We start from the raw sequence: 23,304 nt of genomic DNA on the forward strand, positions 1-23,304 counted from the left end.
GTCTATAGCGTTGGATTCAGCCCCGATGGCAAGACACTGGCTTCTGGCAGTGCTGACAACACGATCAAACTCTGGGATGTCAGCACGGGCAAAGCGATCAAAACCCTGACTGGGCATAGCAGTACGGTCAATAGCGTCGGATTCAGCCCCGATGGCAAGACACTGGCTTCTGGCAGTAATGACAAGACGATCAAACTCTGGGATGTCAGCACGGGCAAAGCGATCAAAACCCTGACTGGGCATAGCATTAGGGTCTATAGCGTTGGATTCAGCCCCGATGGCAAGACACTGGCTTCTGGCAGTGCTGACAACACGATCAAACTCTGGGATGTCAGCACGGGCAAAGCGATCAAAACCCTGACTGGGCATAGCAGTCCGGTCTATAGCGTCGGATTCAGCCCCGATGGCAAGACACTGGCTTCTGGCAGTTTAGACAACACGATCAAACTCTGGGATGTCAGCACGGGCAAAGCGATCAAAACCCTGACTGGGCATAGCAGTTGGGTCTTTAGCGTCGGATTCAGCCCCGATGGCAAGACACTGGCTTCTGGCAGTGAAGACAACACGATCAAACTCTGGGATGTCAGCACGGGCAAAGCGATCAAAACCCTGACTGGGCATAGCAGTAGGGTCTTTAGCGTCGGATTCAGCCCCGATGGCAAGACACTGGCTTCTGGCAGTGATGACAACACGATCAAACTCTGGGATGTCAGCACGGGCAAAGCCATCAAAACCCTGACTGGGCATAGCATTAGGGTCTATAGCGTTGGATTCAGCCCCGATGGCAAGACACTGGCTTCTGGCAGTGCTGACAACACGATCAAACTCTGGGATGTCAGCACGGGCAAAGCGATCAAAACCCTGACTGGGCATAGCAGTTGGGTCTATAGCGTCGGATTCAGCCCCGATGGCAAGACACTGGCTTCTGGCAGTGCTGACAACACGATCAAACTCTGGGATGTCAGCACGGGCAAAGCCATCAAAACCCTGACTGGGCATAGCAGTTTGGTCAATAGCGTCGGATTCAGCCCCGATGGCAAGACACTGGCTTCTGGCAGTGGTGATAACACCGCGATTTTATGGGATTTGGATTTCGATAATTTATTACTCAGTGGTTGCAATTTGCTAAATAATTATCTCATTGGTCATCCAGAAGTGTTAGAAGAGTTGCAATCATGCCAAAGTCCATCGCAGTTAGCGCAGGGAGCGACAACGTTAGTTATCCAAGGTGAGAAGTTAGCGCGAAATGATGATATTGATGGCGCTGTGGAAAAGTTTAGCAAAGCACAGCAGTGGGATAATAAATTAAAATTTGATTCCCAGGCGAGAGCAAAAGAGTTAGCTAATCAAGTCAAGGTTGAAGGCTTAGTTGATGAAGGAAATAGTCGCTTAGAAGAGAAAAAGTTTAAGGAAGCACTAGCAGCTTATACCGCAGCCCTCAAACTCGATCCAAAAGTCGAAATTCCTGCTGATTCTTGGAATACACTATGCTGGGACGGGAGTCTGCAAAAACAAGCCACCGATGTTTTACCAGCCTGTGAAAAAGCCGTTGCACTTGCACCTGAAGATGGCAACATTCGTGATAGTCGTGGCTTGGCTAGGGCGCTGACAGGCGACACCCAAGGAGCAATTGAAGACTTTGAGGCATACATTGCCCAGCCTGAAGATAAAGATAGTAAAGCACAACGGCAACGCTGGGTGAAAGATTTACGGGCGGGGAAGAATCCGTTTACAGATGCAGAGCTTAAGAAGTTACAGAATTAGGGAATTAGGCATTTAATTCTCTTATCTCCTTGTTCTCTATCAATATTGGAATAGACTAAATAGACGATCGCAAGGTGGAAGGATGGCATATAGCGATTTTAGTCTCCCCAAGGTGAAAAAGAGTTTTGATTTAACACTCGATGAAACTCGAAATTTATTTGTTGATACAAAACCTGTTACACCATCAGAAACTCTTAGAACGATTTTAATAGATTACATTCCCTTAGCAACTGCAATTTCAACCGAAAAAGCAAGGTCAGAGTTTTTAATTGCACCAATCCTCGCAGAAGTCAGACGATTATTAAATAATAAAATCTCGTTGTTCTCTGGAAATGAATTTAATGTTGATGCAACTCAAGGTTTGCAAGGCTTTTGCGATTACATTCTCAGCAACTCCCAAGAGCAATTATTTATTTCTGCTCCAGTAATGTTTATCTTTGAAGCGAAAAAAGAAGATATTATCGGCGGTCTGGGTCAATGTGTAGCGGCAATGATTGCAGCACAGTTATTCAATCAAAATCAAGGCAATGAAGTTGGGCGAATTTACGGCTCGGTTACTAGCGGAACTAACTGGAAGTTTTTATTTTTAGAAGGAATGACTGTTTATATAGATTCGACTGAATACTATATTAAAGAAGTTGATAAAATTTTAGGTATTTTATTGCAACCTTTTCAGCCTGTTTTAACTGCTGTTTGAATATATAGCAGTTGCTGATGTAACTTACCCGATCGAGATTAAAAATTTGCTAAAAAATAAGAGAAGTTAGAAAACTAGTTTACCATTAGCACTATTCAATTGATATGAGTCTATATTGTCTAGTTCACGGTGCCTTCCAAGCCACGTGGTGTTGGGATTTGCTAATTCCCTACTTAGAAACACAGGGTCACAAAACCCTAGCAATGGATTTACCAATCGAAAATGCATCTGCTACTTTGTCCCAACTTGCGGATGTAGTAATTCAAGCACTGCCCAAAACTGATGATGATATTGTCCTAGTCGGTCACTCAATGGCTGGTACTATAATTCCCCTGGTTGCAGAAGCGGTAAAAGTGCGTCAACTAGTGTTTGTGGCGGCGCTACTTCCATATCCTGGAGTTAGTACACTCGACCAATTTTCTCATCGTCTCGATTCTGATACGCTCAAATCATTCAATTACCAGCCAAAAGAGCCAAGTAAACTCCAACAGTTCTACGATGAACCTGATATGTATGAACCAGCTTCCGTAGGGAAAGATTATTCAGACGAAGCAGTATTAAGAGAGTTTTTCTTTCATGATTGTCAACCAGATGTAACAGAGTGGGCAATCTCGAAAAGTCGTTCGCAACAATCTATGGCATATATTTTTGAAACGAATCCTCTAAAAGCTTTGCTGCATGTTGAACGTAAATATATTGTTTGTACCAATGACCGAATATTGTCTCCAACATGGTCGCGCTACGCTGCACGCAAGCGTTTAGGAGTCGATGCCATTGAACTACCTTCTGGACATTGCCCACACCTGTCTCGTCCCGACCTTCTGGCTTCAGTATTAACTAGCGATTAATTGTTTTGTTACCGTAGCAAACTTATTTTCCAACTGCTGCATTTTTGACGAATCTTATAAAAATGCGGAATATCTTACTGGTGCGTAGGCGCAGCCCACGGTAGGCATCGCTCATAATAAATGAAGCCCCATAAATATAAGAGAGGTTAAAGATGCTAAATGCAGTTGAGTTTCAAGCAAAGATTCAAAATGGTCTAATTCAGATTCCTGATGAGTACAAACAAGAACTTGGTGAAGGGGATGATATTAAAGTAATCGTTTTGGTGACGAAAAAATCATCTAAAAAAAGAGACATAATTGATGAATTAACAGAAAATCCTGTTCAAGTGGATGGTGTATTGAGCCGTGAGGAAATTTATAACCGATAATTATGAGTTCTGGTACATCTTTTATTGATACGAATGTTTGGCTTTATCGTTTATTTGACGATAACAAGATGGAGGTTGCAAAAAGAACAAGAAAGCGTAATATTGCTATTGCAATTACAGAAGCTGAAGGAATCATCATTAGTACACAGGTTGTGAATGAGGTTGCTGCCAATTTGCTCAAAAAAGCAGCCTTTAACGAAGAGCAAATTAAAGCTGTGATTCAGTCGCTTTATCGCCGCTGTATTGTGATAGAGTTCAATCTGACTATTTTTGAATCTGCATCAGATATCCGCAGTCGATATAATTTTTCTTTTTGGGATAGTCTAATTATTTCTTGTGCGCTTTCCGCAAGAGCAAATATTCTCTATTCTGAAGATATGCAAGATGGGTTAGTAGTCACTGGTCAATTAGAGATTGTGAATCCATTTAAAAAAGGCTAGAAACCGCATCTAAGCTGTCTCTAGCCTTAATTTACTAAATGGGCAGTACCAGACTCGAACTGATGACATCCTGCTTGTAAGGCAGGCGCTCTACCAACTGAGCTAACCGCCCGTTTGACTAATCCTTAACTAATATAGCAAAAGATTTCGCGTTGCGCTAGTAGTTTCAAGAAAATCTTTTTTTCTCTTATACTGACTCAGTATTCAGTTACTCAGCACTCAGGATTTAGGATGCCCTCTGGTCGGACGCACGATCGCATTACTATGTATGCTCTGCCGTTCGTGGCGGGCGTTACTTTCTGGCAGACTCGCAGTAGCAGTGCGACTTTGTTGGTTGCAGGCGGGTTTCTCTTTGGTGGGCTGATGTTTGGCCCCGATTTGGATATTTACTCTGTGCAATTCCAACGCTGGGGTTTCTTGCGCTGGATTTGGCTACCTTATCAAAAAAGTCTCCGCCATCGTTCTTTTTTATCCCACGGGCCGATTATTGGCACGATTCTGCGGATACTTTATCTGGGGTGTTTGCTTGCTATTTTGGCAATTTTTGTTTTAGCGATCGCTCAAAGGTTGTGGAATCTGAGTTTTAGTTGGCAGGATTTGGGACAAACTGTGGGGCGATCGCTCGTGCAATACGATACTGAATATATCGCCCTGTTTTTGGGGTTGGAACTCGGTGCGATGAGTCATTCTCTCAGCGATTGGGGGGGATCGGCTTATAAACGCGTGCGAAAACAGGGGGTTCGGGGGTTGCTTCCTAGTGGCAAAATTAAGAGGCGGAAAGTGAGGGGTGGTAGTCGTCGGGCGAGAGTGAAGAAGTAATTTTTTTAAACGCAAAGGAACGCTAAGGGAAGCGCAGAGGTACGCAGAGGTATGGAAAAGCAAGAAGAGAGTTTGGCGGCGTTGCAGGAGTTGATTGAGGTGGTGGCGAAGTTGCGTGAGCCTGATGGTGGTTGTCCTTGGGATTTGGCTCAAACTGCCGAAACGCTGACTCCATTTGTGATTGAGGAGGCTTATGAGGTGGTGGATGCGATTAAGAGTGGGGATAAGGGTGCGATCGCTGAGGAGTTAGGCGATTTATTATTACAGGTGGTATTACAAGCCCAAATCGCTAGTGAATCTGGGCAATTTTCTCTTAAGGAGATCGCTCAGGGGATTTCCCAAAAGTTGATTCGCCGTCATCCTCATGTGTTTGGTGATGTGTCGGTAGCCAGTGTGGATGAGGTGCGGCAAAATTGGGAACAAATCAAAGCTGCGGAAAGGGGCGAAGCATCTCCAGACGCGCAAAAATTTAGTGCTAAACTCGCTCGTTATGGACGCACCCTTCCCCCACTGACGGCGGCGATGAAAATTTCTCAAAAGGCTGCGGCGATCGGGTTTGAATGGGAAAATATTCAGGGTGTCTGGGATAAGTTTCATGAGGAGTTGGGAGAGTTTCAGCAAGCTTTAGCTGAGGAAACACCCGAACGGCAAGAAGCAGAATTAGGCGATTTACTATTTGCCGTGATTCAGCTAGCGCGTTGGCATAATCTTGACCCCAGCACCGCTTTGCAAGGCACAAATCAGCGCTTTGTCCAACGATTAGAAAAAATGGAGGCGGTTGTTGACCGTCCCCTTTCTGATTACAGTTTGAATGAGTTAGAAACTCTCTGGCAACAGGCAAAAGCTCAACTTGCGAAAGAAGGGAGCTGAAAAGAGGCGGAGGGGTGGAGGGGCAGAGGGGCAGAGGGGCAGAGGGGCAGAGGGGAAAGACTTACTGCAACTTCTCCCCTGCTCCCCTGCTCCCCTGCTCCCCTGCTCCCCTGCTCCCCTGCTCCCCTGCCCCCTGCCCCCTGCTCCTCTGCTCGTTTCTTCAGGATTTTTCAGCATCAAACCACTTATCATATAGCGATTGATAAGTGCCATTTTCTTTGAGACTCAGCAGAGCCTGATTAATTGGTTTGCGGTAGGGACTGTTATTGGGCAGAATGATGCCGTAGCTTTCTTCACGCAAGATACTGCCAACAATCTGTACTTTCCCTTTGCCTTCATTGGCAGCATAGAAGAGGAGTACAGGCGCATCAAACACTACGGCATCAGCTTTTTTTGTTTGCAGAGCATTGTAAGCTTGCTCAATCTTGGTAACTTCTAAAATTGAAATCTTATGTTCTCGCAGGTATGTGGCGGCTGTACTACCCGCAGTTGTAGCCACTACCTTGCCGGGTAAATCGTCTATACTTCTGATGTCACCTTGAAGTTGTTGCACTGTCAATGAGGTAGTCGCGCTGGCTGTAAAGTAGGCGGCAAAAAGTACTCCGATGAACATCCAGACAATACCTACTAAGCGTCCCAATACTCCCTTGGGCATTTCGTCAGCTTGGGTTGCTAAGGTGGCAGCTGCCCACCAACAGGCTTTGAAAATGCCAGGAAAGTATGATTTGGGAATCATCCCATCTTTGTGATGACGCTCAGACAACCAAATAATGTGGGCTGCTACCACAATTAGCACTAGGGCAACGCCTATTACCTGCAATAGGGCAGCAGAGAAAAACAATTGCAAAATATTTGGGAAGGCACTGCTGTTACTCTCTGGGTTTCTCACCATAATTTGCAGCCCGCCAGCAAAAATAGGTAATGAAAAATCAAAATTCTGTTCGCGTTCGGCTGTAATCGAGATGGCTGAAATTCCCAAGTTGGCTTTGTTGTCTTTAATAGCCGAAAGCAGTTGCGGCACTGTGGAATACTCTATAAATTTAGACTCTACACCTATTTGGTTAGCGATTTTGCGCCAGAGGTCGATACTGAATCCTGATAGCTGACCTTTGTTTGATAGCACAAAGGGCGGTATAACTCGTGTAGCTACTAATAACGGTTGTTGGAGTTGTGGAGATTGTTGAGGTTCCGGTTTTTGGGCCACTCCTGGGGATGTCATTAACAACAATGCTAGAATTCCACCTATTAATCCTATGCAGGTATACAGTGCTAAGGGACGCTTGGTTTTGCTTTTGGGGTCATATCTGCCAATTAGGCTGTTTTTCCCAGCCATAAATTGGCGAAATCTACTAGCGATCGCATTTATCATCAAAATTTTCTTAGGGTTGTGTGCATAATCTATTTATCATGCCCACCCCATACCAAAGATCGCGTTCATCATCCCCCTTATACCAATTTTTTTCAGATTTACGGGGACTGGGGATTGGGAAGATAGATTACCTGACTGTAGTCGGGTTGATTGTTTCACATTTGCGTAGCCGTAGCCCGCACTTCTCTACGAAGACATCGCTTACACCTGGATTTCTCACAAGAGAGAAATCCAAAGGGTGTGGGAGGTGTGGGAGGTGTGGGAGGTGTGGGAGGATGGAGAAGAAGTCTTACCCCCCATACTCCCCACACTCCCCACACTCCCCACACTCCTCTTCCCCTGAAGCCTACACTATGCGTGAGAAATCCGGGTTACACTATTTACCCACTGATTCTTAATCAGCAACTTGGTTGGGCCAATTTTGACCTATTGTTCTGGTAGTGTTGCTGTAAGCATTAAGTCCCCCTAAGCTATAAAAACATTTACTGAAATCTACCTATTATGTTTCTTGCTGTACAACACTGTAGATAGATTTTTTGATGAATTCTTTATTTTAAAATAATAGCCAGAGGTTGAGACAACTATATCGTGTCTAATTCACTTTGTAGAACTTGCGTCGTCAAGGCAAACCTCTATCTTTTGAGCAATAGTTTTGAGATCGGCTTTTAGCGTACATTTGGATTTATAATTGCCAGATATTTTATCTAACTTACGCTTCTTAGTCTTTGCAAAGTGAGCAATATGGATGTAGGCGATTTCAGTCAACAAATAGAGATATTGCGCTCACGGGTAACGGGATTAGTGCAAAAGACTGCTAGTGAGCCATATTCACAGCAAGAGTTAACAGCAGAAGCTTTTGAAGAACTGCAAATCACTTTGGAAGAACTAAAAATCGCCTCCGAGGAACTACAAGCAACACGAATCGTAGTAGAGAAGGAGCGTCAGCGCTACCAAGAATTATTTGATTTTGCACCTGATGCTTACTTGGTAACTGATACATTCGGCACTATTTTGGAAGCTAACCGTGCTGCTACCATGCAGCTCAATGTTTCACAGCGATTTTTGGTTGGCAAACCGCTACTTACTTTCATCGCCCAGTCAGATCATCAAGCTTTTTTTAATTACCTAACTCAGTTGCAGCATATCAACCGAGGCGGGGAATGGGAAGTGTGTTTACAACCACGAGAAAAAATCTGTTTTGATGTCGCTTTGACAGTAGTTACCGTTCGTAATGAAAAAGGAATGCCTGTTGCTCTGCGTTGGCTAATGCGTGACATTAGCCAGCGTAAGCGTTTAGAGTTGCAGCGCCAGCAGTTATTTGCCAATGAGCAAGCCGCCCGAATTGCAGCCCAAGCGGCAGAAAAACGCTCTAATTTTTTGGCTGAAGCAAGTAGTGTATTGGCATCTTCTTTGGATTATCGCACTACCCTAACCAGCGTCGCACAATTAGCAGTGCCTACCCTTGCTGATTGGTGTATTGTGGATGTCGTCGAAAATAATTTGCCCGTCTTCACTAACCCAGTCATCGTTGCATCTGAACCAGCGAAGGAGGCGCTGATCCGAGAACTCCAACAACGCTATCCAATTGCTGTTGATGCTGATTATGGCCCAGCGAAAGTTTTACGAACTGGTAAGCCAGAACTGGTTACAAACATTCTTGAGTCTTCACTACAGAAAAAGTCCTCGAATGAGGAACACTTCAGTTTGCTGCGCCAACTCCAAATTAAGTCTCAGATGGTAGTGCCACTGTTAGTACGTAATCGCAAGCTAGGAACAATTCTATTTGCGTCTGCACAACCAGGACGCCATTACACGACTGTAGACCTAGAAATGGCTGAAGAACTTGCTCAACACGCAGCGTTCGCCATTGAAAATGCCCAACTTTATCAGCACGCCCAAGAAGCTAACCGCATCAAGGAAGAGTTTTTAGCGATCGTTTCCCACGAACTTCGTACACCTCTCAATTCTATGCTGGGTTGGGTTCAACTAATACGTACTCGCAAATGGGATGAAGTAACTACCTCTAAGGCATTGGAGACAATCGAGCGGAATGCCAAACTTCAAAGAAAACTGATTGAAGATATTCTGGATATCTCACGCATTGTACAAGGACAAATTCGCCTAAATTTACGGAAAGTTGACCTTATACCTGTAATTCAGGGGGCAATTGAAGCTGTACATCCCACATCTGAAATTAAGGATATTCAAGTTGAATTTCATCTTGACTCCTCAGTTGGTCAAGTTATGGGTGATGCCGAACGCCTGCAACAAGTTGTCTGGAATTTGCTCTCTAATGCCGTCAAGTTCACACCTAACGGAGGGCGAGTTGAAATATATCTAGAACAGGTCAACTCAAATGCTCAGATAACTGTCTCTGACACAGGTAAGGGAATTAGTGCTGACTTTCTACCTTATATCTTTGAGCGCTTCCGTCAAGCTGATAGCACAACTACTAGAGCAGACAATGGTTTGGGATTGGGGCTAGCAATTGTCCACCACTTAGTAGAAATGCACTCAGGCACGGTCTCCGCAGTTAGCGAAGGGGAAGGAAGGGGAGCAAAATTTACAGTGTTGTTGCCTCTCGTAGAACCGCAACCAGAGCGGTTAATTAAAGAGAGTAAAGTAAAAGTAGATAACCTCTTAATACTCAACGGCTTGCAAATACTTGTTGTAGATGACAATGCCGATACGCGGGAGTTAATCGTCTTCATTCTTGAAAAGTCTGGAGGGCAAGTTAGGGCAGTTAGCTCAGTAGGTGAAGCTCTGGAAGCACTAAAACGATTAAAACCACATGTTTTAGTCAGTGATATCGGAATGCCTGATGAGGATGGTTATTCTCTGATTCGGAAAGTGCGGGCGCAGGAAGCAGAACAAGAGGAGAAGATTCTAGCTGTAGCACTAACGGCATTTGCTAGAGATGAAGAACATATGCTCGCTCTGCAAGCTGGATTCCAAGTTCATGTATCCAAGCCAATTGAGCCAGAAGAGTTAGTGAAAGTGGTCGCAAATCTTGCCAAAGGCAGCATACAAGTTTAATGCACAATTAAGCTTTTGGTAGCAAATGCGATCGCCAAAGCAGCAAATGCGAACTCCAAAGCAGCAAATGCGAACCCCAAAATAACAAATGCGATCGCAGAAGCAGCAAATGCGAACTCCAAATCAGCAAATGCGAACCCCAAATCAACAAATGCGAACTCCAAATCAACAAATGCGAACTCCAAAGTAACAAATGCGATCGCAGAAGCAGCAAATGCGAACTCCAAATCAACAAATGCGATCGCCAAATCAATAAATGCGAATGCCAAAATAGCAAATGCGAACTCCAAATCAACAAATGCGATCGCCAAATCAATAAATGCGAACCCCAACACGATCCGCGTTACCCCACCCTAACCCTCCCCTTGTAAAGGGGAGGGAACTAGATTTCCGGCTTCCCCCCTTTACAAGCTACGGTGTACACACAAGTCTTCTAGAGTTGCGCCACAGGCTTTTGATCCCCCCAACCCCCCTTAAAAAGAGGGGCAAAAAGCTCTTAAAGTCCCCCTTTTTAAGGGGGATTTAGGGGGATCTAGGACGATTTTGGTTTTCTAGAAAGATGTGTGTACACCGTAGCCCTTTACAAGGGCAGGGCTGATTCATTCCCCAAAGAGCTTGAAAAATCAAGGGTTCTAGCGATTAAAAATTAGTTATTTTGTTACTCGCGTGCCGATGAAACCAACTATTTTACTGATATTTCAGTGCTTAAATGTTCATCTCTTCGTCACGCTTACTTACAATTTTCTTGCTAACCATCTTGACAAATCCTGTTTGAAATGGAATGAATCAGCCCTGCTTTACAAGGGGGGATTGAGGGGGGTAATTTGACTTGTGTGTACACCGACCGTAGCCTTACGAAGATGTGGGCTAAAACGCTTATCCACAAGCGTTTTAACTTAATTGCATTAAAAAAAGAGGCAGCTGCTAACCGCCTCCTGAGAAATTAAAGCTTGGATGGACTGAGAAATGCTTCGACAGCAGCCTAGAAACTTTGCTAGCTGCGGCTTAGAAACATAATCAAGACCACTCCCAGGATAATCGATCCACCGCCAAGGAGGAATGACCAGAAGCGATGGTAACTGTTGACAATAGTGCCATTTTCGCTCTGGAGTTGAATTAAATCCATCCAAGGCGCAACACCTCGACGGAACCAACCCACAGCCCCAACTTGTTCGCCAATCAAGCTTTGGACTCGCTTCATCCCAAATAGGAAATTGCCAATGGGGCCAAAGCGTGAGGCGTAATGCAGATAAAGCATCCCACTACGATCTTGAATTTTTAAATCGGAACCAAATTTATAACCAGCGTCGCCACGACCAATAAGTTGACCTTCTAGTTTTGCAGGTTGCCCGCGTAACGGACTGGCATAAGGGTCTGACATCAGGGTGAGAATATCGGTTTCTGGTGCTTGCTTGTAGTCGGGGAACATCACCAAGGCTTTGACCATAATTCCAATCCCTAAGCCAATTAGTGGCGCACCCAATACTAAACCTGTGTTTGGCGAACTTGACAACAAAATCATACCTGTTACCAAGCCAACTAAGAAACCAATTGTTTCAGCGCCGTACAATACAACATCTAAAAAGAAGTTGCCGTAAAGCCTACTTTTATTAAGAGTTTTACCTTCTCCAATAACTCGCCCCATATCAAACTCAGTCGGTAAACCCAATTGTTCGGCGTATGTACTTAATGCGCGAACTCGTTTGCCTGTCAAGGGATGAGTGGAATTTAACTCCATCCACCAACCCCAAGGGTTAAACATATCCCACAGAAAGACGCGACCAATTTTTTGGGTATCGGATGCAATGCGGTAGGCGGTTCCTGTGGAAGCGGCGGCTTTATGGTCATAGATACCCAAGGCACGAGTTCCTTCAATTAAACGGCTGGGTTCTTGTGCGCGCGAACCTTCTTCTAAAATTCCGTAGGCAATCTTCACTAAAGCGCGGGATAATCCATTGGGATTACCTGTACTTTCGGCTGCAAAGTGGTCAGCAAAGTATTCTCGTGTGCGCGAGAGGTACAGCACTAGATAAGTACCGATGACATAAAACACGTAAGCAACTAGGGCAGCAGTTTGCATCGCATCCTTGATTTTGCTATCGCCACCGCCACGCCCAAATCTTCTGGCTGTACTGTAAATCAAGTAACAAATTTGCACTAAGGTAGAAGCTACTGTCATCACTGCAAAGTCCCAGTGGACGATGTGCCCCAGTTCGTGAGCGTAGACGGTAGCAACTTCATCGTCATCGAGGTATGTGAAAAGTCCCTGACTGACTACTAGACGGGCGCTGTTCGGTAATGAACCATAAGTAAAAGCCGTGGGGTTTTGGTCATTAATAATTCCCAAACGCGGCGTTTTCAGCTTTTTCTGCTCGCAGACTTGGCGAATAACTTTAGCTGTCTCTGGACTAAGGGTTTCAACTTCTGCCAACTCTACCCAGCGAGTTTGGTAAAGCCAGCCTTGGGTTAAGTCCATGATGAATGGAGATATGAAAAAGGCGGCGATATTAAAGACTAGGGTAATACCAATAGCGATCGCTAATCCTTGGAGTGGATTATCGTTACCCAAAATAAATACTAAGCTCAAACCTAAAGCCAACACCATGCCAAACAACAAGGTCATGGTGACACCAGAAGCTAACGCCAAACTACCACCCACTCCCCCCATCGCTAATTTCATCCCAGTCGTGGCAGCGCGACCAGCTTTTTGGCTAGCTTTAGCTGGCGTTTGGCGAAAGGATTGACTAGCTTGTTCTGCCCAACTGCGAGCCTGTGGATTTTCACTCATCATTAGCTTTTGACACAAGGCTTTGGCTTTTTCGCTTTCGCCTGTGGCTTGATAAGCTTTCATCAGCCACATCTGTGCTGAAAGATAATCTGAGGAATTGGGTTCAGCGCAATCGCGGCAGAATTGTTCGAGTAATTCGACCGCTTCTTGATAACGTTTTTGGTTTAAGGCATCTAATGCAGATTGCAATGACATAGGATCTCCCTACTAAAGGAGTGGTATTTGATCTATCAATACTCAATAGATCCAGCGATCGTCACTGCAATTTCGTAAAAATTTAAATAATGACAGTATAAAATACTTACTTAAGTAAAAGACTAGAGAAACATACATTACTATGTCTCTCTAGCCTGGGGAACGCATAAATCATGTTTAAGACTTTCAAATAAAACCTGTAATAATACTTATAATATTTTTGCTGCGGTAAACTTACTACCTCTTTGTCCGTGTTTGATATTTAGAGAATAAATGTTTTGCACCCAGTCTTACTTCACCCGATTAGAGTAATTACTGATTACCCAAATGGTTCACCCGATTGGAGGAAGACGAATGATGAACATAACCTGAGATTGATAAGATGAGGAAAAAGTAAAGATTTGTACTATGACTATTTTTGATATAGCTTCTCCCCTAATTGCGATCGCTGGGCAAACCCGCCAAGCTGCAAGCAAACTAGCGATTCTCTCTACTGAAGCAAAAAATCAGGCGATTGAAGCGATCGCGCAAGCTTTAGAATCAGCTAGAGATGAAATTTTACAAGCAAATGTTGCCGATTGTAAAGCTGCTAGCGCCGAAGGAATTCCCCAACCACTGTATAAGCGCTTGCAGTTGGATGAACATAAATTAAGAGATGCGATCGCTGGGGTACGGGATGTTGGTAAGCTAGCCGATCCAATTGGTAAAGTTCAAATTCACCGCGAACTTGACACTGGCTTAGTTCTGAAGCGAATTACTTGTCCTTTAGGCGTTTTGGGAATTATTTTTGAAGCCCGTCCAGAGGCGGCGATTCAAATTGCTTCCTTAGCAATCAAATCGGGAAATGGTGTAATCCTTAAATGTGGAAAGGAAGCAGTGCGTTCTTGTGAAGCGATAGTTAAGGCAATTAAACAGGGATTATCGCAAACTGCTGTTAATCCAGATGCAGTGCAGTTGCTGACAACTAGAGAAGAAACTCTAGAACTTTTGAAGTTAGATAAATATGTAGATTTAATTATTCCTAGAGGTTCCAATTCCTTTGTCAGATTTGTGCAGGAAAATACTCGTATTCCGGTACTAGGTCACGCTGACGGAATTTGTCATCTTTATATAGATAAAGCCGCCGATATTTCTAAAGCAGTTCCAATTACCGTCGATGCCAAAGCACAATATCCTGCTGTTTGTAATGCAATTGAAACTTTGCTAGTTCACTCTTCTATTGCTACAGAATTTTTGCCAAAAGTTGCTGAGGCTTTGCAAGAACGCCATGTGGAATTAAGAGGCGATAAACGCACCTTGAAAATTTTACCTAACATTGTAGCTGCAACAGAGATAGACTGGGAAACAGAATACAGCGATTTTATTTTGTCGATAAAGATTGTAGACTCTATAGAAGATGCGATCGCACATATTAACGAATATGGTTCTCGTCATACCGATGCCATTATTACTGAAGATTCAGTGTCTGTTGAAACTTTTTTTGGATTGGTAAATTCAGCCAATATATTCCACAATTGTTCTACCCGATTTGCTGATGGTTTCCGCTATGGTTTCGGTGCAGAAGTAGGGATTAGTACGCAACAAATGCCTCCCCGCGGCCCCGTTGGTTTAGAAGGATTGGTGACATACAAATATCAAATGACTGGCGATGGCCATATTGTAGCTACTTACACCGGGGGGAATGCTAAATCGTTTACTCATCAAGATTTAGTGTAAAAAATCGTCAAAATTATATGCTTTAGTAACGCTAGAAATACACCGGATAAATCGGTGTATTTTTTATGTTAGTAGGCGATCCGAGTTATTAAAAGTTTTAATTGGGCCATGCCATCGATCATCATTTAAGAAAACCTCATTAAAAACTCCATTAGTGTATTGACTAATTACCTTACTCCAAAAAGCTTGTGCGCCTGAGTTCAAAGCAGTCTGCCGTACCTCCCAATTACCGGGAAACTGGTCGAAAATGTGAGTTGCTACCTGTTCACCAATACCCTGACTTCGATACTTCTTGAGGATAAAGAATTCAGCAATAGACATAGCATTGTTATCTTGATGAAGGTAGGTGTGCTGATTAATAAGTACAAACCCTGCTAGTTTTTCATCAACTTTAACTATAAATGCGTGTCGCTCAGGTTCTGTCCAATAGTAATCAAGATATCGATAACCAAACAAGCCGCAGGCATCTACATCTTTAGCTTCTATTTCACTTAAGTCATACTGGTATAGTTCCATTAAATTACACATTACTGATTTCTGTTGTTCAGTAGCTTTTACCACTTCAATTTTCATAAAGCATCTACGATACAGGAACTAAAACATAATGAACACCAACGATTTAAACAATCTCTCACATCCTAATTGGGACGCTTTGGAATTGAAGTCAGATGACGACATTGATTATTCTGAATATTCCATTATTAAACGATGAGTTTTTAGAGAAAGTAATGTTGAGATTGCCAGCAATTCAAGCACATAACTTAATTCAGATTATTCCAGATATGATAGCTTGGTTTCAATTTCAGAATGTCGAACACAAAACACTCATCAATTCTGTCTTGCGTCAGCACATCAAATCTTTGAGACAAGCGATCGCTTCAAGAATCTTGACTCGAAAGGGTTAATTCTAGAGTTAACATTAACCTATTAGGCTAGTTACAAAAAAGCAGATTTGACATGAGTAGCAAAATATCCAAGGTCGGTATTATTGGTGCGGGTAATGTGGGTGCAAATGTAGCAAATGATTTAGTGCTACTTGGTAAATGTGTAACAGTCGTCCTTTTTGACCGAACTTTATCAAAAGCTGAGGGGCAAGCATGGGATATTGAAGACACCATTCCCCTACTTAAAGACATGGAAATTACACCATCAAATCAGTATGAAGATTTAGCGGATTCTGATATTATTGTCGTGACTGTTGGGGTGCAGCAAAAAGAAGGACAAAGCCGATTAGATACGTTGAGCGACAATGCACAGATAATGCGTTCAACAATAAAAGAATTGGATCGAGTTGCACCGAATTCAATCATACTTATCGTTAGCAATCCAGTGGATGTACTAACACGGATTGCGATCGACTGTTCTACTAGAGCAGAAAACCTAATTTTCGGTTCAGGAACCGTTCTTGATACTGCTAGACTGAGATATCAACTTGGTAAGCGATTGAATGTTAGTAAACAAGACGTTCGTGTTTATGTGATTGGAGAGCATGGAGACAGTGAATTTGTCGTTTGGTCTAGTGCATTTATTGGGGGAATTTTGTTAGCTGAATTTCCCATACCACAAGGAGCAACGCTGGAACAAATTCAGCAAGAGTACGCAGAGTTAACCCGTAAGCGAGGTTATAACATTTCTGAACGTAAAGGAAATACTAGCTATGGCATATCAATAGTAGTTTGTCAGTTAGTTGATACCATCCTGCGAGATGAAAAACAGATATTTCCAGTATCGGTGAGAGCAGATTCTAACTATGGGGTTGGCAGTGAAGTTGTTCTTGGACTTCCATGTATCATTGGCTCCCAAGGTATTGAGCGCCAACTGGTGTTACCAAGAAATGCTCATGAACAACGTTTATTAGAAGAGTCAGCCACCAAACTGAATGAAGCATATAACTCGGAAGCATAAGAAAAATCAACTCACATAGGTGGTAAATATCTTTAGCTGGCATACAAGATTAGTAATTAACTTTAAACTAATGCTTTCAGTAACGCCTGAAGTTTAAGTTGCACCTCTGCAAACTCTTTGTGAGGATCGGAGCCAGCAACGATACCAGCACCAGCATACAATCTCGCGCGATCGCCATCAATCAATGCTGAACGAATTCCCACAATAAACTCGCAGTTCCCTTCAGAATCTATCCAACCTAAAGGTGCAGCATATAAACCCCTTTCAAAGCTCTCATAACGACGAATTTCGGCACAAGCTACATCTTGGGCTGCACCTGCAACGGCTGGCGTAGGATGCAATTGTCCGACAATCTTTAATGGGTGTATGTCAGCGGGAACCATAGCACTGATTGGTGTCCATAAATGCTGGATATTCGATAATTGTCGCAGTCGTGGTGCTAATATTTGCGGTAATAAACCTAACTGGGATAGGCGTTGTGTAATGAAATCAAGCACTAGGGAATGTTCGTGCTTTTCTTTTTCACTATTTAGTAAGCGATTGGCGTTAGCTGCATCTTCAGCAGGGGTTTTACCTCGTGGTGCGGAACCAGCTAAAGCATCAGTGATTAACTGTTGATTATTAATACTAATTAATCTTTCTGGACTTGCACCAATAAAATTTTGTCCTTTGCCATTACTTATAGAAAAGATATAACAATTAGGATGGTTTTTTCTAAGATTATTTAAGGATTTAACTAAGCTAAAGTGGTTACTTGATTTTACATCTAATATATCTGCTAGGACAATCTTACTTAAATGAGTAGACTGAATTTTTTCCAAAACAGATACTACTGAACGTTTAAATTGGGCAGAGTTTGTGACAGATTTTTTATATAAGTTTGTAGGAAAATAATCAATATTAGTAGAGTAATTTTCTAAAGTTTGGATAAATTCAATTTTATTTTGGATTTTCTCCAACCATCTTTCAATATTTACATTTGGATTGATAATTATATTTGTTACTAATATGCAACGCTGATTTTTTACGGCTACTTGCCAACGTGGAAGAAAAATGGTAGCAGATGGAAATGGATAATCTACTTGGGCATTTTTATCAAAAAAGCTGAAATAACAAAAAAAGTGAGGCCCAGAAAAAGGTTGGTTTGCGTTACCAAAATTAATTATATTTTTTAGACAAGATTTGATAAAATATTCTGCTTGATTAAAACGGTCTGAGCCATCAATCTGTAATTTTGCTACAGCATCAATTGCTGCGATCGCTTCTCCTTTACTTCTATCCTCAAAGTAAAAATTTATTTCATTTGCTTGTGTAAGTTTATCTAATACAAGTAAAGGGTCAACTAAATCAATTTCTTGGGAGACACTGACAATTTGTCTGCAATTATTTTTGACGCACTTTTCTTGCACCGCTACCAGAAATTGATATAAATCTTTGTGCTTGACAAAGAAGTTGCTACGACATGGTGAAACTGTCATGGATTTAACGATAGTAAATTTTTTTTAAGTTAACTTCCTAAAGTGTAATTAATCGTGGTCGTATTTTTACAGGTAACATATTAAGTTGCTATTTCACCAGCGTAGGGTTTGCCTTATTTGTGGTGTTCTCAGACTATGATAAGACAGTTTCAGCCTGAGACTGCAACGTGAAGGTGAGTGTTAACAACACAAGGTTAAGAAGCGATAGTAAAAGTGACAGTTGTTTATATATCACCCATATCTAACGTCTCTTTAAATCATAAAATCTCAAGTGTGAGTAATATTCCGGTAATTTAATTAATCACAACTGATGACTACCAAGCAAATTTTATATCCCAACACCAAGTTATGGATGGCAGCGATTAAACCGCCAATGTATAGCGTTGCCATTATGCCCATTTGGGTAGGAACAGCAGTAGCATTTGCCGAAACTAAAATTTTCAATGGTGTAGTATTTTCTACTTTTGTAGCTGCGGCAATCTTAATTCTTGCCTGGGAAAATATCAGTAATGATGTGTTTGATTCCGAAACAGGTATAGATCAAAATAAGCACCATTCTCTGGTGAACTTAACAGGCAATAAGCCATTGATATTTTGGATAGGAAATTTGTGTTTAGGTTTGGGGTTGCTGGGCATACTAGCGATCGCCTTTTGGCAACAAGACCTAACTGTTATCGGCATAATTCTACTATGCTGTGGTTTGGGCTATATGTACCAAGGGCCTCCCTTTCGCTTAGGATATCAGGGTTTAGGCGAGATTATTTGCTTTTTTGCCTTTGGCCCCTTAGCAGTGGAGGCAGCATACTACAGCCAAACCCAAACTTGGTCAATGACAAGTTTAGCAGCCTCAGCGATCGTCGGAATTGCCACAACCTTAATTTTGTTTTGCTCGCACTTTCACCAAGTTAAGGATGACATAGCCGCAGGCAAGCGATCGCCTATCGTCCGTCTAGGAACCAAAAAAGGGGCGCAACTCCTTGTTTGGTTCACTGCTAGCATTTATCCTCTCACCTTGCTGTTTGTGCTACTGGGGATTTCTCCAGCTTGGACATTACTGAGTTGGGTGAGCTTACCCTTTGCCGTCAAATTATGCCGCCATGTCCAAGAAAATCACAACCAGCCGGACAAAGTTAGTAACTGTAAATTCATCGCCGTAGCCGTGCATTTCTGGGCTTGCTTGCTGTTGGGATTGGGATTTATGCTTTAGCAATTACTAATTGATGCGTTATCAATTTAAATTTCGTCCATATCAGCGAAGATTTTTGCGATCGCTGACTACCAATCATGGTAAGTGGGATATTCGTGAAGGTATTATTCTTCGCCTTATCGATGAATCAGGTAAACTCGGCTGGGGAGAAATCGCCCCCATTAGTTGGTTCGGTTCCGAAACCCTAGAACAAGCCTTAGATTTTTGTCGCCAACTCCCAGAAGAAATCACAGACGAAACGATTTTTTCGATCCCAGATGAGTTACCTGCTTGTCAATTTGGCTTTGAGTCAGCGTGGGAGATGGGGAGCAGGGGAGCAGGGGAGCAGGGGAGCAGGGGAGCAGGGGAGCAAGGGAGCAAGGGAGCAGGGGAGAAGAATTTAAATTTATCCTCTGCGCTTCACTCCTTGCCCTATAGCGGCTTATTACCATCTGGTGAAGCGGCTTTAAATCAATGGGAAAAGCTTTGGCAGCAGGGATATCGCACGTTTAAATGGAAAATTGCTGTGGATGCGATCGCTCATGAACTAAAAATTTTTGAGTCATTGATACACACCTTACCAGCCTTTACCAAACTGCGATTAGATGCCAACGGTGGACTCAGCTATGAGGAAGCTAACTTATGGCTGCGGACTTGCGATAATCTCAAGGCAAATGGAGAACTACCCCTAGAAATGGAATTTATCGAACAGCCGCTACCCGTTGAGAAATTTCAGCAGATGTTGGAATTGAGTCTGAGTTATGAAACTGCGATCGCTTTAGATGAATCTGTCGCCACACTTGGACAACTCGCCGCCTGTCATCAACAAGGTTGGCGAGGGATTTTTGTCATAAAGCCTGGGATAGTAGGATCGCCATCTCGTCTGAGAAAATTTTGCCACCAACATCAAATTGATACTGTATTTTCATCAGTATTTGAAACTGCGATCGCAAGACAAGCAGCACTCCAATTAGCAGCCGAATTATCCCGAAACAACAGGGCAATTGGTTTTGGCATCGACCATTTTTTTGAACAAGAAGATACCTGGCTTCAAAGTTTATGCAACAGCTTTTAGACTGTCTTAATAACCTAACTCAGGATGATTGGCTTATTGGTTACAACAGCCATCAATTTAATCAAATAGCTCAAGAATTCTATTTAGAATTAACACAATTATCAGCCTGTGGAACGCCACCAAGAATCATTTTATCTGAACGCGAACCAGTACGATTTTTAGCAAGTTTTATTGCCGCTTGTGCAGCTAATTGTCCAGTTTTTCTTTGTAACCCAGACTGGGGAACACAAGAATGGCAACAAGTCTTTGATTTAGCACAGCCGGATATTATTTTGGGAATGAGGAATGGGGAATGGGGAATGGAGAATGAGCATAATAATACCCAATGTCCAATTCCCAATAGCATTATGATTCCCACAGGTGGTTCATCGGGACAAATTAAATTTGCTATTCACACTTGGGACACTCTCATAGCATCAGTACAAGGATTTACAGAATACTTTCAACTCAAGCAAGTCAATTCATTTTGCGTGTTACCGCTATATCATGTTAGCGGCTTAATGCAATTTATGCGCTCTTTTACCACCAGAGGCAAACTCGCTATTCAACCATTTAAAGCCGTAGAATCCGGTCAAGTATTAAATATTAAACAATCAGAATTTTTTATATCTTTAGTACCAACACAGTTACAACGCCTCCTGCAAAATTCAGAATTAACTGAATGGCTATCCCAATTTAATACCGTGCTTTTGGGAGGTGCGCCAGCATGGAACGAACTACTAGAAAAATCCAGATTTCATCGCATCCGGTTAGCACCTACTTATGGCATGACAGAAACTGCCTCTCAAATTGCTACCCTCAAACCAGATGATTTTCTGAGAGGTAAAATTAGCATTGGTCAAATTCTTCCCCATGCCAAAGTAACTATTCGCAATCAGCAAGGCGAGATTTTAAATTCCAATCAAATCGGAAATATCACCATTCATGCTCAATCTTTAGCCCTTGGTTACTATCCTAAAACTAGAGAAAACCAAATTGATTTCCAAGTAGATGATTTAGGTTTTTTAGACGAACAAGGTCATTTAAATATAGTCGGACGTAACAGCGACAAAATTATTACAGGTGGAGAAAATATTTACCCCGCAGAGATTGAATCAGCTATACAAGCCACTCAAATGGTTACTGATATCTGTGTCATTGGCATTCCAGATAAACACTGGGGACAAGCCTTAATAGCAATTTACATTCCCAAACAATCAGATATCTCTGCCTTAAAAATCCAAACCCTACTCAAAGACAAACTCAGCAAATTTAAAATCCCAAAATATTGGATTCCCCAGCAAAACTTACCCCGCAACTCTCAAGGTAAGATTAACCGCCAAAAGTTACAACAAATAGCCACAGAATTCCTCCAAAATCCCATCACATAATCTCTCTCGACCTTCTTCTCTCTGCGTCCTCTGCGTCTCTGCGGTTCGTCTCCAACCACTGAACTATCTCATCAGGTAATTCCTGCTTACTTCTACTACTTATATCAATACAAACATGACGAGTAATAGCCTTAGCAACTACCACATCACCCACAGTAATTTCATAAGTAATTTCAAATTTCTCAACACCTATTTTTTGGGGAATTAAACTAATCAGCAATTTGTCCCCACCAAACATAGGGCGCAAAAAATCGACACTAGCATGAACAATGGGGAAAGCTACAGAAGGATTAGTAAAAAAATCTTTGAGATTAATACTTGATGCTTCTAAAGATTCTTCATAAGCTTCATGGCAAATACCCAAAACGTTAGCAAAATAAACTACTCCAGCAGCATCAGTATCTTGAAAGCGAACAGTGCGGTTATAAGTAAAAGGCATTTTTGACAATTGAATATTAAAAAACAGCAGGTTTATTCCCTGCTTTACAAACTAATTTTATTGCAACTAAGTAAATCGGTGAGAAAAATTCAATTTCCCACAATTTAGAGTTTGTATCAATTTGTTTAGCCTCATCTATATAGTGAGGAAAGGCGATCGCTTCTACATTGACTCCAACGGCGGAACCTCGAAGTCATTAAACGAGCAAACATTGTAAGACGAAGCCGCTAAAGCTTTCACCAGCTTGCCGTCGAGAGTCAGCAAAGTAGCACCTACCTGCTGTGAAAGTGCGACATAAGAGCCATCGTAGGCGGAGATTTTATAATTTAATGCGATCGCAACTGCATCCGCCATCAAGTCAGCCGTTGAAACAACACGCAACGGAAAAGCTTTCAGAGTAGCTAAATCTGTCTGAACCTCAGCAGCAGTGTACATCCTTGCACGGACATACTTCCAGAACGTGTTAGCACACTCAATGTAAAAAAGGTCTGGAACAAAAATTTCTGTCTGTGGATTGGCGAGATGACCGAAGAGTTGATTAACTTTGGCAGTTAGTGGGTCAGCAATAAAATACTTGATGCACACACTGGTATCTACCACGCATCTAAGAGGATTGCTCATCTATCGCGGTCTTCTCGAATTAATTCAGTACTATCAGGTAATCCAAAGTCTGCTGGATTCAAGCGGCGGCGACGGCGACTAATTTCCTCTAGGAGCTTTGGGACATTTTTTCGCCTTTCCTCTTCCGTTGGCTGTGTTTTTGCCTGCAAAGCGTTCTGCAAGATTGTAATAACTTGAGCATCAATTGAGTTATTTTCAGCTTTAGCTAAGTGTTGGAGTTGTTCGTATAACTCATCAGGTATATTGAGCGCATGAATGGTAGCCATTGATTGACCTCCCAAAAGAATTTATTGGTAATGGTAGCACGATGGCAGTAGGGG

General features: G+C 42.5%; 22 protein-coding genes, 1 tRNA gene and 1 pseudogene. 16 read left to right on the forward strand and 8 right to left on the reverse strand.

The window, feature by feature from the left end:
- From V7K84_RS04890 to V7K84_RS04910, 5 genes and pseudogenes are all read left to right on the forward strand, one after another.
- Positions 1 to 1,764 (forward strand): annotated as a pseudogene (locus tag V7K84_RS04890) (ribosome assembly protein 4); the annotation flags it as partial.
- Between the two features lie 82 nt (positions 1,765 to 1,846).
- The gene (locus tag V7K84_RS04895) at positions 1,847 to 2,461 is read left to right on the forward strand and encodes a hypothetical protein (RefSeq protein ID WP_334836739.1); all 615 of its coding nucleotides are present in this window, start codon (positions 1,847 to 1,849) and stop codon (positions 2,459 to 2,461) included.
- A 104-nt stretch (positions 2,462 to 2,565) separates the two neighbouring features.
- Complete coding sequence (locus V7K84_RS04900; protein WP_334836740.1) at positions 2,566 to 3,309, forward strand: alpha/beta fold hydrolase; 744 nt, start codon at positions 2,566 to 2,568, stop codon at positions 3,307 to 3,309.
- A gap of 152 nt (positions 3,310 to 3,461) precedes the next feature.
- The gene (locus tag V7K84_RS04905) at positions 3,462 to 3,677 is read left to right on the forward strand and encodes a hypothetical protein (RefSeq protein ID WP_334836741.1); all 216 of its coding nucleotides are present in this window, start codon (positions 3,462 to 3,464) and stop codon (positions 3,675 to 3,677) included.
- Between the two features lie 2 nt (positions 3,678 to 3,679).
- Positions 3,680 to 4,117 carry a PIN domain-containing protein gene (locus V7K84_RS04910; RefSeq protein ID WP_334836742.1) on the forward strand — a complete coding sequence of 146 codons (438 nt, stop codon included), beginning with the start codon at positions 3,680 to 3,682 and terminating at the stop codon, positions 4,115 to 4,117.
- A 39-nt stretch (positions 4,118 to 4,156) separates the two neighbouring features.
- On the opposite strand, the gene V7K84_RS04915 is transcribed toward V7K84_RS04910, so the two are convergent.
- Positions 4,157 to 4,229 (reverse strand) — tRNA-Val (locus V7K84_RS04915).
- A 119-nt stretch (positions 4,230 to 4,348) separates the two neighbouring features.
- Here V7K84_RS04915 and V7K84_RS04920 point away from each other — a divergent pair.
- On the forward strand, positions 4,349 to 4,936 hold the full coding sequence (locus V7K84_RS04920; protein ID WP_334836743.1) for a metal-binding protein: 588 nt from the start codon (positions 4,349 to 4,351) through the stop codon (positions 4,934 to 4,936).
- A gap of 51 nt (positions 4,937 to 4,987) precedes the next feature.
- Positions 4,988 to 5,806 (forward strand): nucleoside triphosphate pyrophosphohydrolase, encoded by an 819-nt coding sequence (gene mazG, locus V7K84_RS04925; RefSeq protein WP_334836744.1) that lies wholly within the window; start codon positions 4,988 to 4,990, stop codon positions 5,804 to 5,806.
- 160 nt (positions 5,807 to 5,966) lie between these two features.
- Here the strand turns inward: mazG and V7K84_RS04930 are convergent, their stop codons facing one another.
- Positions 5,967 to 7,175 carry a transporter substrate-binding domain-containing protein gene (locus V7K84_RS04930; protein ID WP_334836745.1) on the reverse strand — a complete coding sequence of 403 codons (1,209 nt, stop codon included), beginning with the start codon at positions 7,173 to 7,175 and terminating at the stop codon, positions 5,967 to 5,969.
- 150 nt (positions 7,176 to 7,325) lie between these two features.
- Here V7K84_RS04930 and V7K84_RS04935 point away from each other — a divergent pair, with 150 nt between their 5' ends.
- The 3 genes from V7K84_RS04935 (at position 7,326) to V7K84_RS04945 (ending at position 10,568) form a co-directional block, all read left to right on the forward strand.
- A complete protein-coding gene (locus V7K84_RS04935; RefSeq protein WP_334836746.1) occupies positions 7,326 to 7,616 on the forward strand; it encodes a hypothetical protein in 291 nt (96 codons plus the stop codon).
- A 300-nt stretch (positions 7,617 to 7,916) separates the two neighbouring features.
- A complete protein-coding gene (locus V7K84_RS04940) occupies positions 7,917 to 10,211 on the forward strand; it encodes a PAS domain-containing hybrid sensor histidine kinase/response regulator (protein ID WP_334836747.1) in 2,295 nt (764 codons plus the stop codon).
- 15 nt (positions 10,212 to 10,226) lie between these two features.
- Complete coding sequence (locus V7K84_RS04945) at positions 10,227 to 10,568, forward strand: hypothetical protein (protein WP_334836748.1); 342 nt, start codon at positions 10,227 to 10,229, stop codon at positions 10,566 to 10,568.
- 637 nt (positions 10,569 to 11,205) lie between these two features.
- Here V7K84_RS04945 and V7K84_RS04950 read toward each other — a convergent pair.
- Positions 11,206 to 13,194, reverse strand: a complete 1,989-nt coding sequence (locus V7K84_RS04950; protein ID WP_334836749.1) for a zinc metalloprotease HtpX — start codon at positions 13,192 to 13,194, stop codon at positions 11,206 to 11,208.
- Between the two features lie 408 nt (positions 13,195 to 13,602).
- Between V7K84_RS04950 and V7K84_RS04955 the strand changes: the two genes are divergently transcribed.
- Complete coding sequence (locus V7K84_RS04955; protein WP_334836750.1) at positions 13,603 to 14,910, forward strand: glutamate-5-semialdehyde dehydrogenase; 1,308 nt, start codon at positions 13,603 to 13,605, stop codon at positions 14,908 to 14,910.
- A 63-nt stretch (positions 14,911 to 14,973) separates the two neighbouring features.
- Here the strand turns inward: V7K84_RS04955 and V7K84_RS04960 are convergent, their stop codons facing one another.
- Complete coding sequence (locus tag V7K84_RS04960) at positions 14,974 to 15,483, reverse strand: GNAT family N-acetyltransferase (protein ID WP_334836751.1); 510 nt, start codon at positions 15,481 to 15,483, stop codon at positions 14,974 to 14,976.
- Between the two features lie 95 nt (positions 15,484 to 15,578).
- On the opposite strand from V7K84_RS04960, the gene V7K84_RS04965 reads away from it, so the two are divergent.
- Together V7K84_RS04965 and V7K84_RS04970 are read left to right on the forward strand one after the other, a co-directional pair.
- A complete protein-coding gene (locus V7K84_RS04965) occupies positions 15,579 to 15,815 on the forward strand; it encodes a hypothetical protein (protein WP_334836752.1) in 237 nt (78 codons plus the stop codon).
- Positions 15,816 to 15,867: 52 nt separating this feature from the next.
- Positions 15,868 to 16,815, forward strand: coding sequence for an L-lactate dehydrogenase (locus V7K84_RS04970; RefSeq protein ID WP_334836753.1), 948 nt, complete (start codon positions 15,868 to 15,870; stop codon positions 16,813 to 16,815).
- A 62-nt stretch (positions 16,816 to 16,877) separates the two neighbouring features.
- Here V7K84_RS04970 and V7K84_RS04975 read toward each other — a convergent pair whose 3' ends face one another.
- Positions 16,878 to 18,293, reverse strand: coding sequence for an isochorismate synthase (locus tag V7K84_RS04975; protein ID WP_334836754.1), 1,416 nt, complete (start codon positions 18,291 to 18,293; stop codon positions 16,878 to 16,880).
- Positions 18,294 to 18,603: 310 nt separating this feature from the next.
- Here V7K84_RS04975 and menA point away from each other — a divergent pair, with 310 nt between their 5' ends.
- Genes menA through V7K84_RS04990 form a run of 3 tightly spaced genes read left to right on the forward strand, consistent with a single transcriptional unit; the run spans position 18,604 to position 21,924 of the window.
- Positions 18,604 to 19,500, forward strand: coding sequence for a 2-carboxy-1,4-naphthoquinone phytyltransferase (gene menA, locus V7K84_RS04980; RefSeq protein WP_334836755.1), 897 nt, complete (start codon positions 18,604 to 18,606; stop codon positions 19,498 to 19,500).
- 13 nt (positions 19,501 to 19,513) lie between these two features.
- The gene (locus V7K84_RS04985) at positions 19,514 to 20,554 is read left to right on the forward strand and encodes an o-succinylbenzoate synthase (protein WP_334836756.1); all 1,041 of its coding nucleotides are present in this window, start codon (positions 19,514 to 19,516) and stop codon (positions 20,552 to 20,554) included.
- Positions 20,539 to 21,924, forward strand: a complete 1,386-nt coding sequence (locus V7K84_RS04990; RefSeq protein ID WP_334836757.1) for a 2-succinylbenzoate--CoA ligase — start codon at positions 20,539 to 20,541, stop codon at positions 21,922 to 21,924. The genes V7K84_RS04985 and V7K84_RS04990 overlap by 16 nt, the downstream gene beginning before the upstream one ends.
- On the opposite strand, the gene V7K84_RS04995 is transcribed toward V7K84_RS04990, so the two are convergent.
- The 3 genes from V7K84_RS04995 to V7K84_RS05005 all read right to left on the reverse strand — a co-directional run bounded on the left by V7K84_RS04995 (position 21,917) and on the right by V7K84_RS05005 (position 23,250).
- On the reverse strand, positions 21,917 to 22,363 hold the full coding sequence (locus V7K84_RS04995) for an acyl-CoA thioesterase (RefSeq protein ID WP_334836758.1): 447 nt from the start codon (positions 22,361 to 22,363) through the stop codon (positions 21,917 to 21,919). The two genes, V7K84_RS04990 and V7K84_RS04995, sit on opposite strands and share 8 nt — an antisense overlap.
- A gap of 162 nt (positions 22,364 to 22,525) precedes the next feature.
- Positions 22,526 to 22,984, reverse strand: a complete 459-nt coding sequence (locus tag V7K84_RS05000; RefSeq protein WP_334836759.1) for a type II toxin-antitoxin system VapC family toxin — start codon at positions 22,982 to 22,984, stop codon at positions 22,526 to 22,528.
- Positions 22,981 to 23,250, reverse strand: a complete 270-nt coding sequence (locus V7K84_RS05005; RefSeq protein WP_181927931.1) for a hypothetical protein — start codon at positions 23,248 to 23,250, stop codon at positions 22,981 to 22,983. The genes V7K84_RS05000 and V7K84_RS05005 overlap by 4 nt, the downstream gene beginning before the upstream one ends.
- Between the last annotated feature and the right edge of the window lie 54 nt (positions 23,251 to 23,304).

This window comes from Nostoc sp. (assembly GCF_036917315.1).
Lineage (GTDB): Bacteria > Cyanobacteriota > Cyanobacteriia > Cyanobacteriales > Nostocaceae > Nostoc.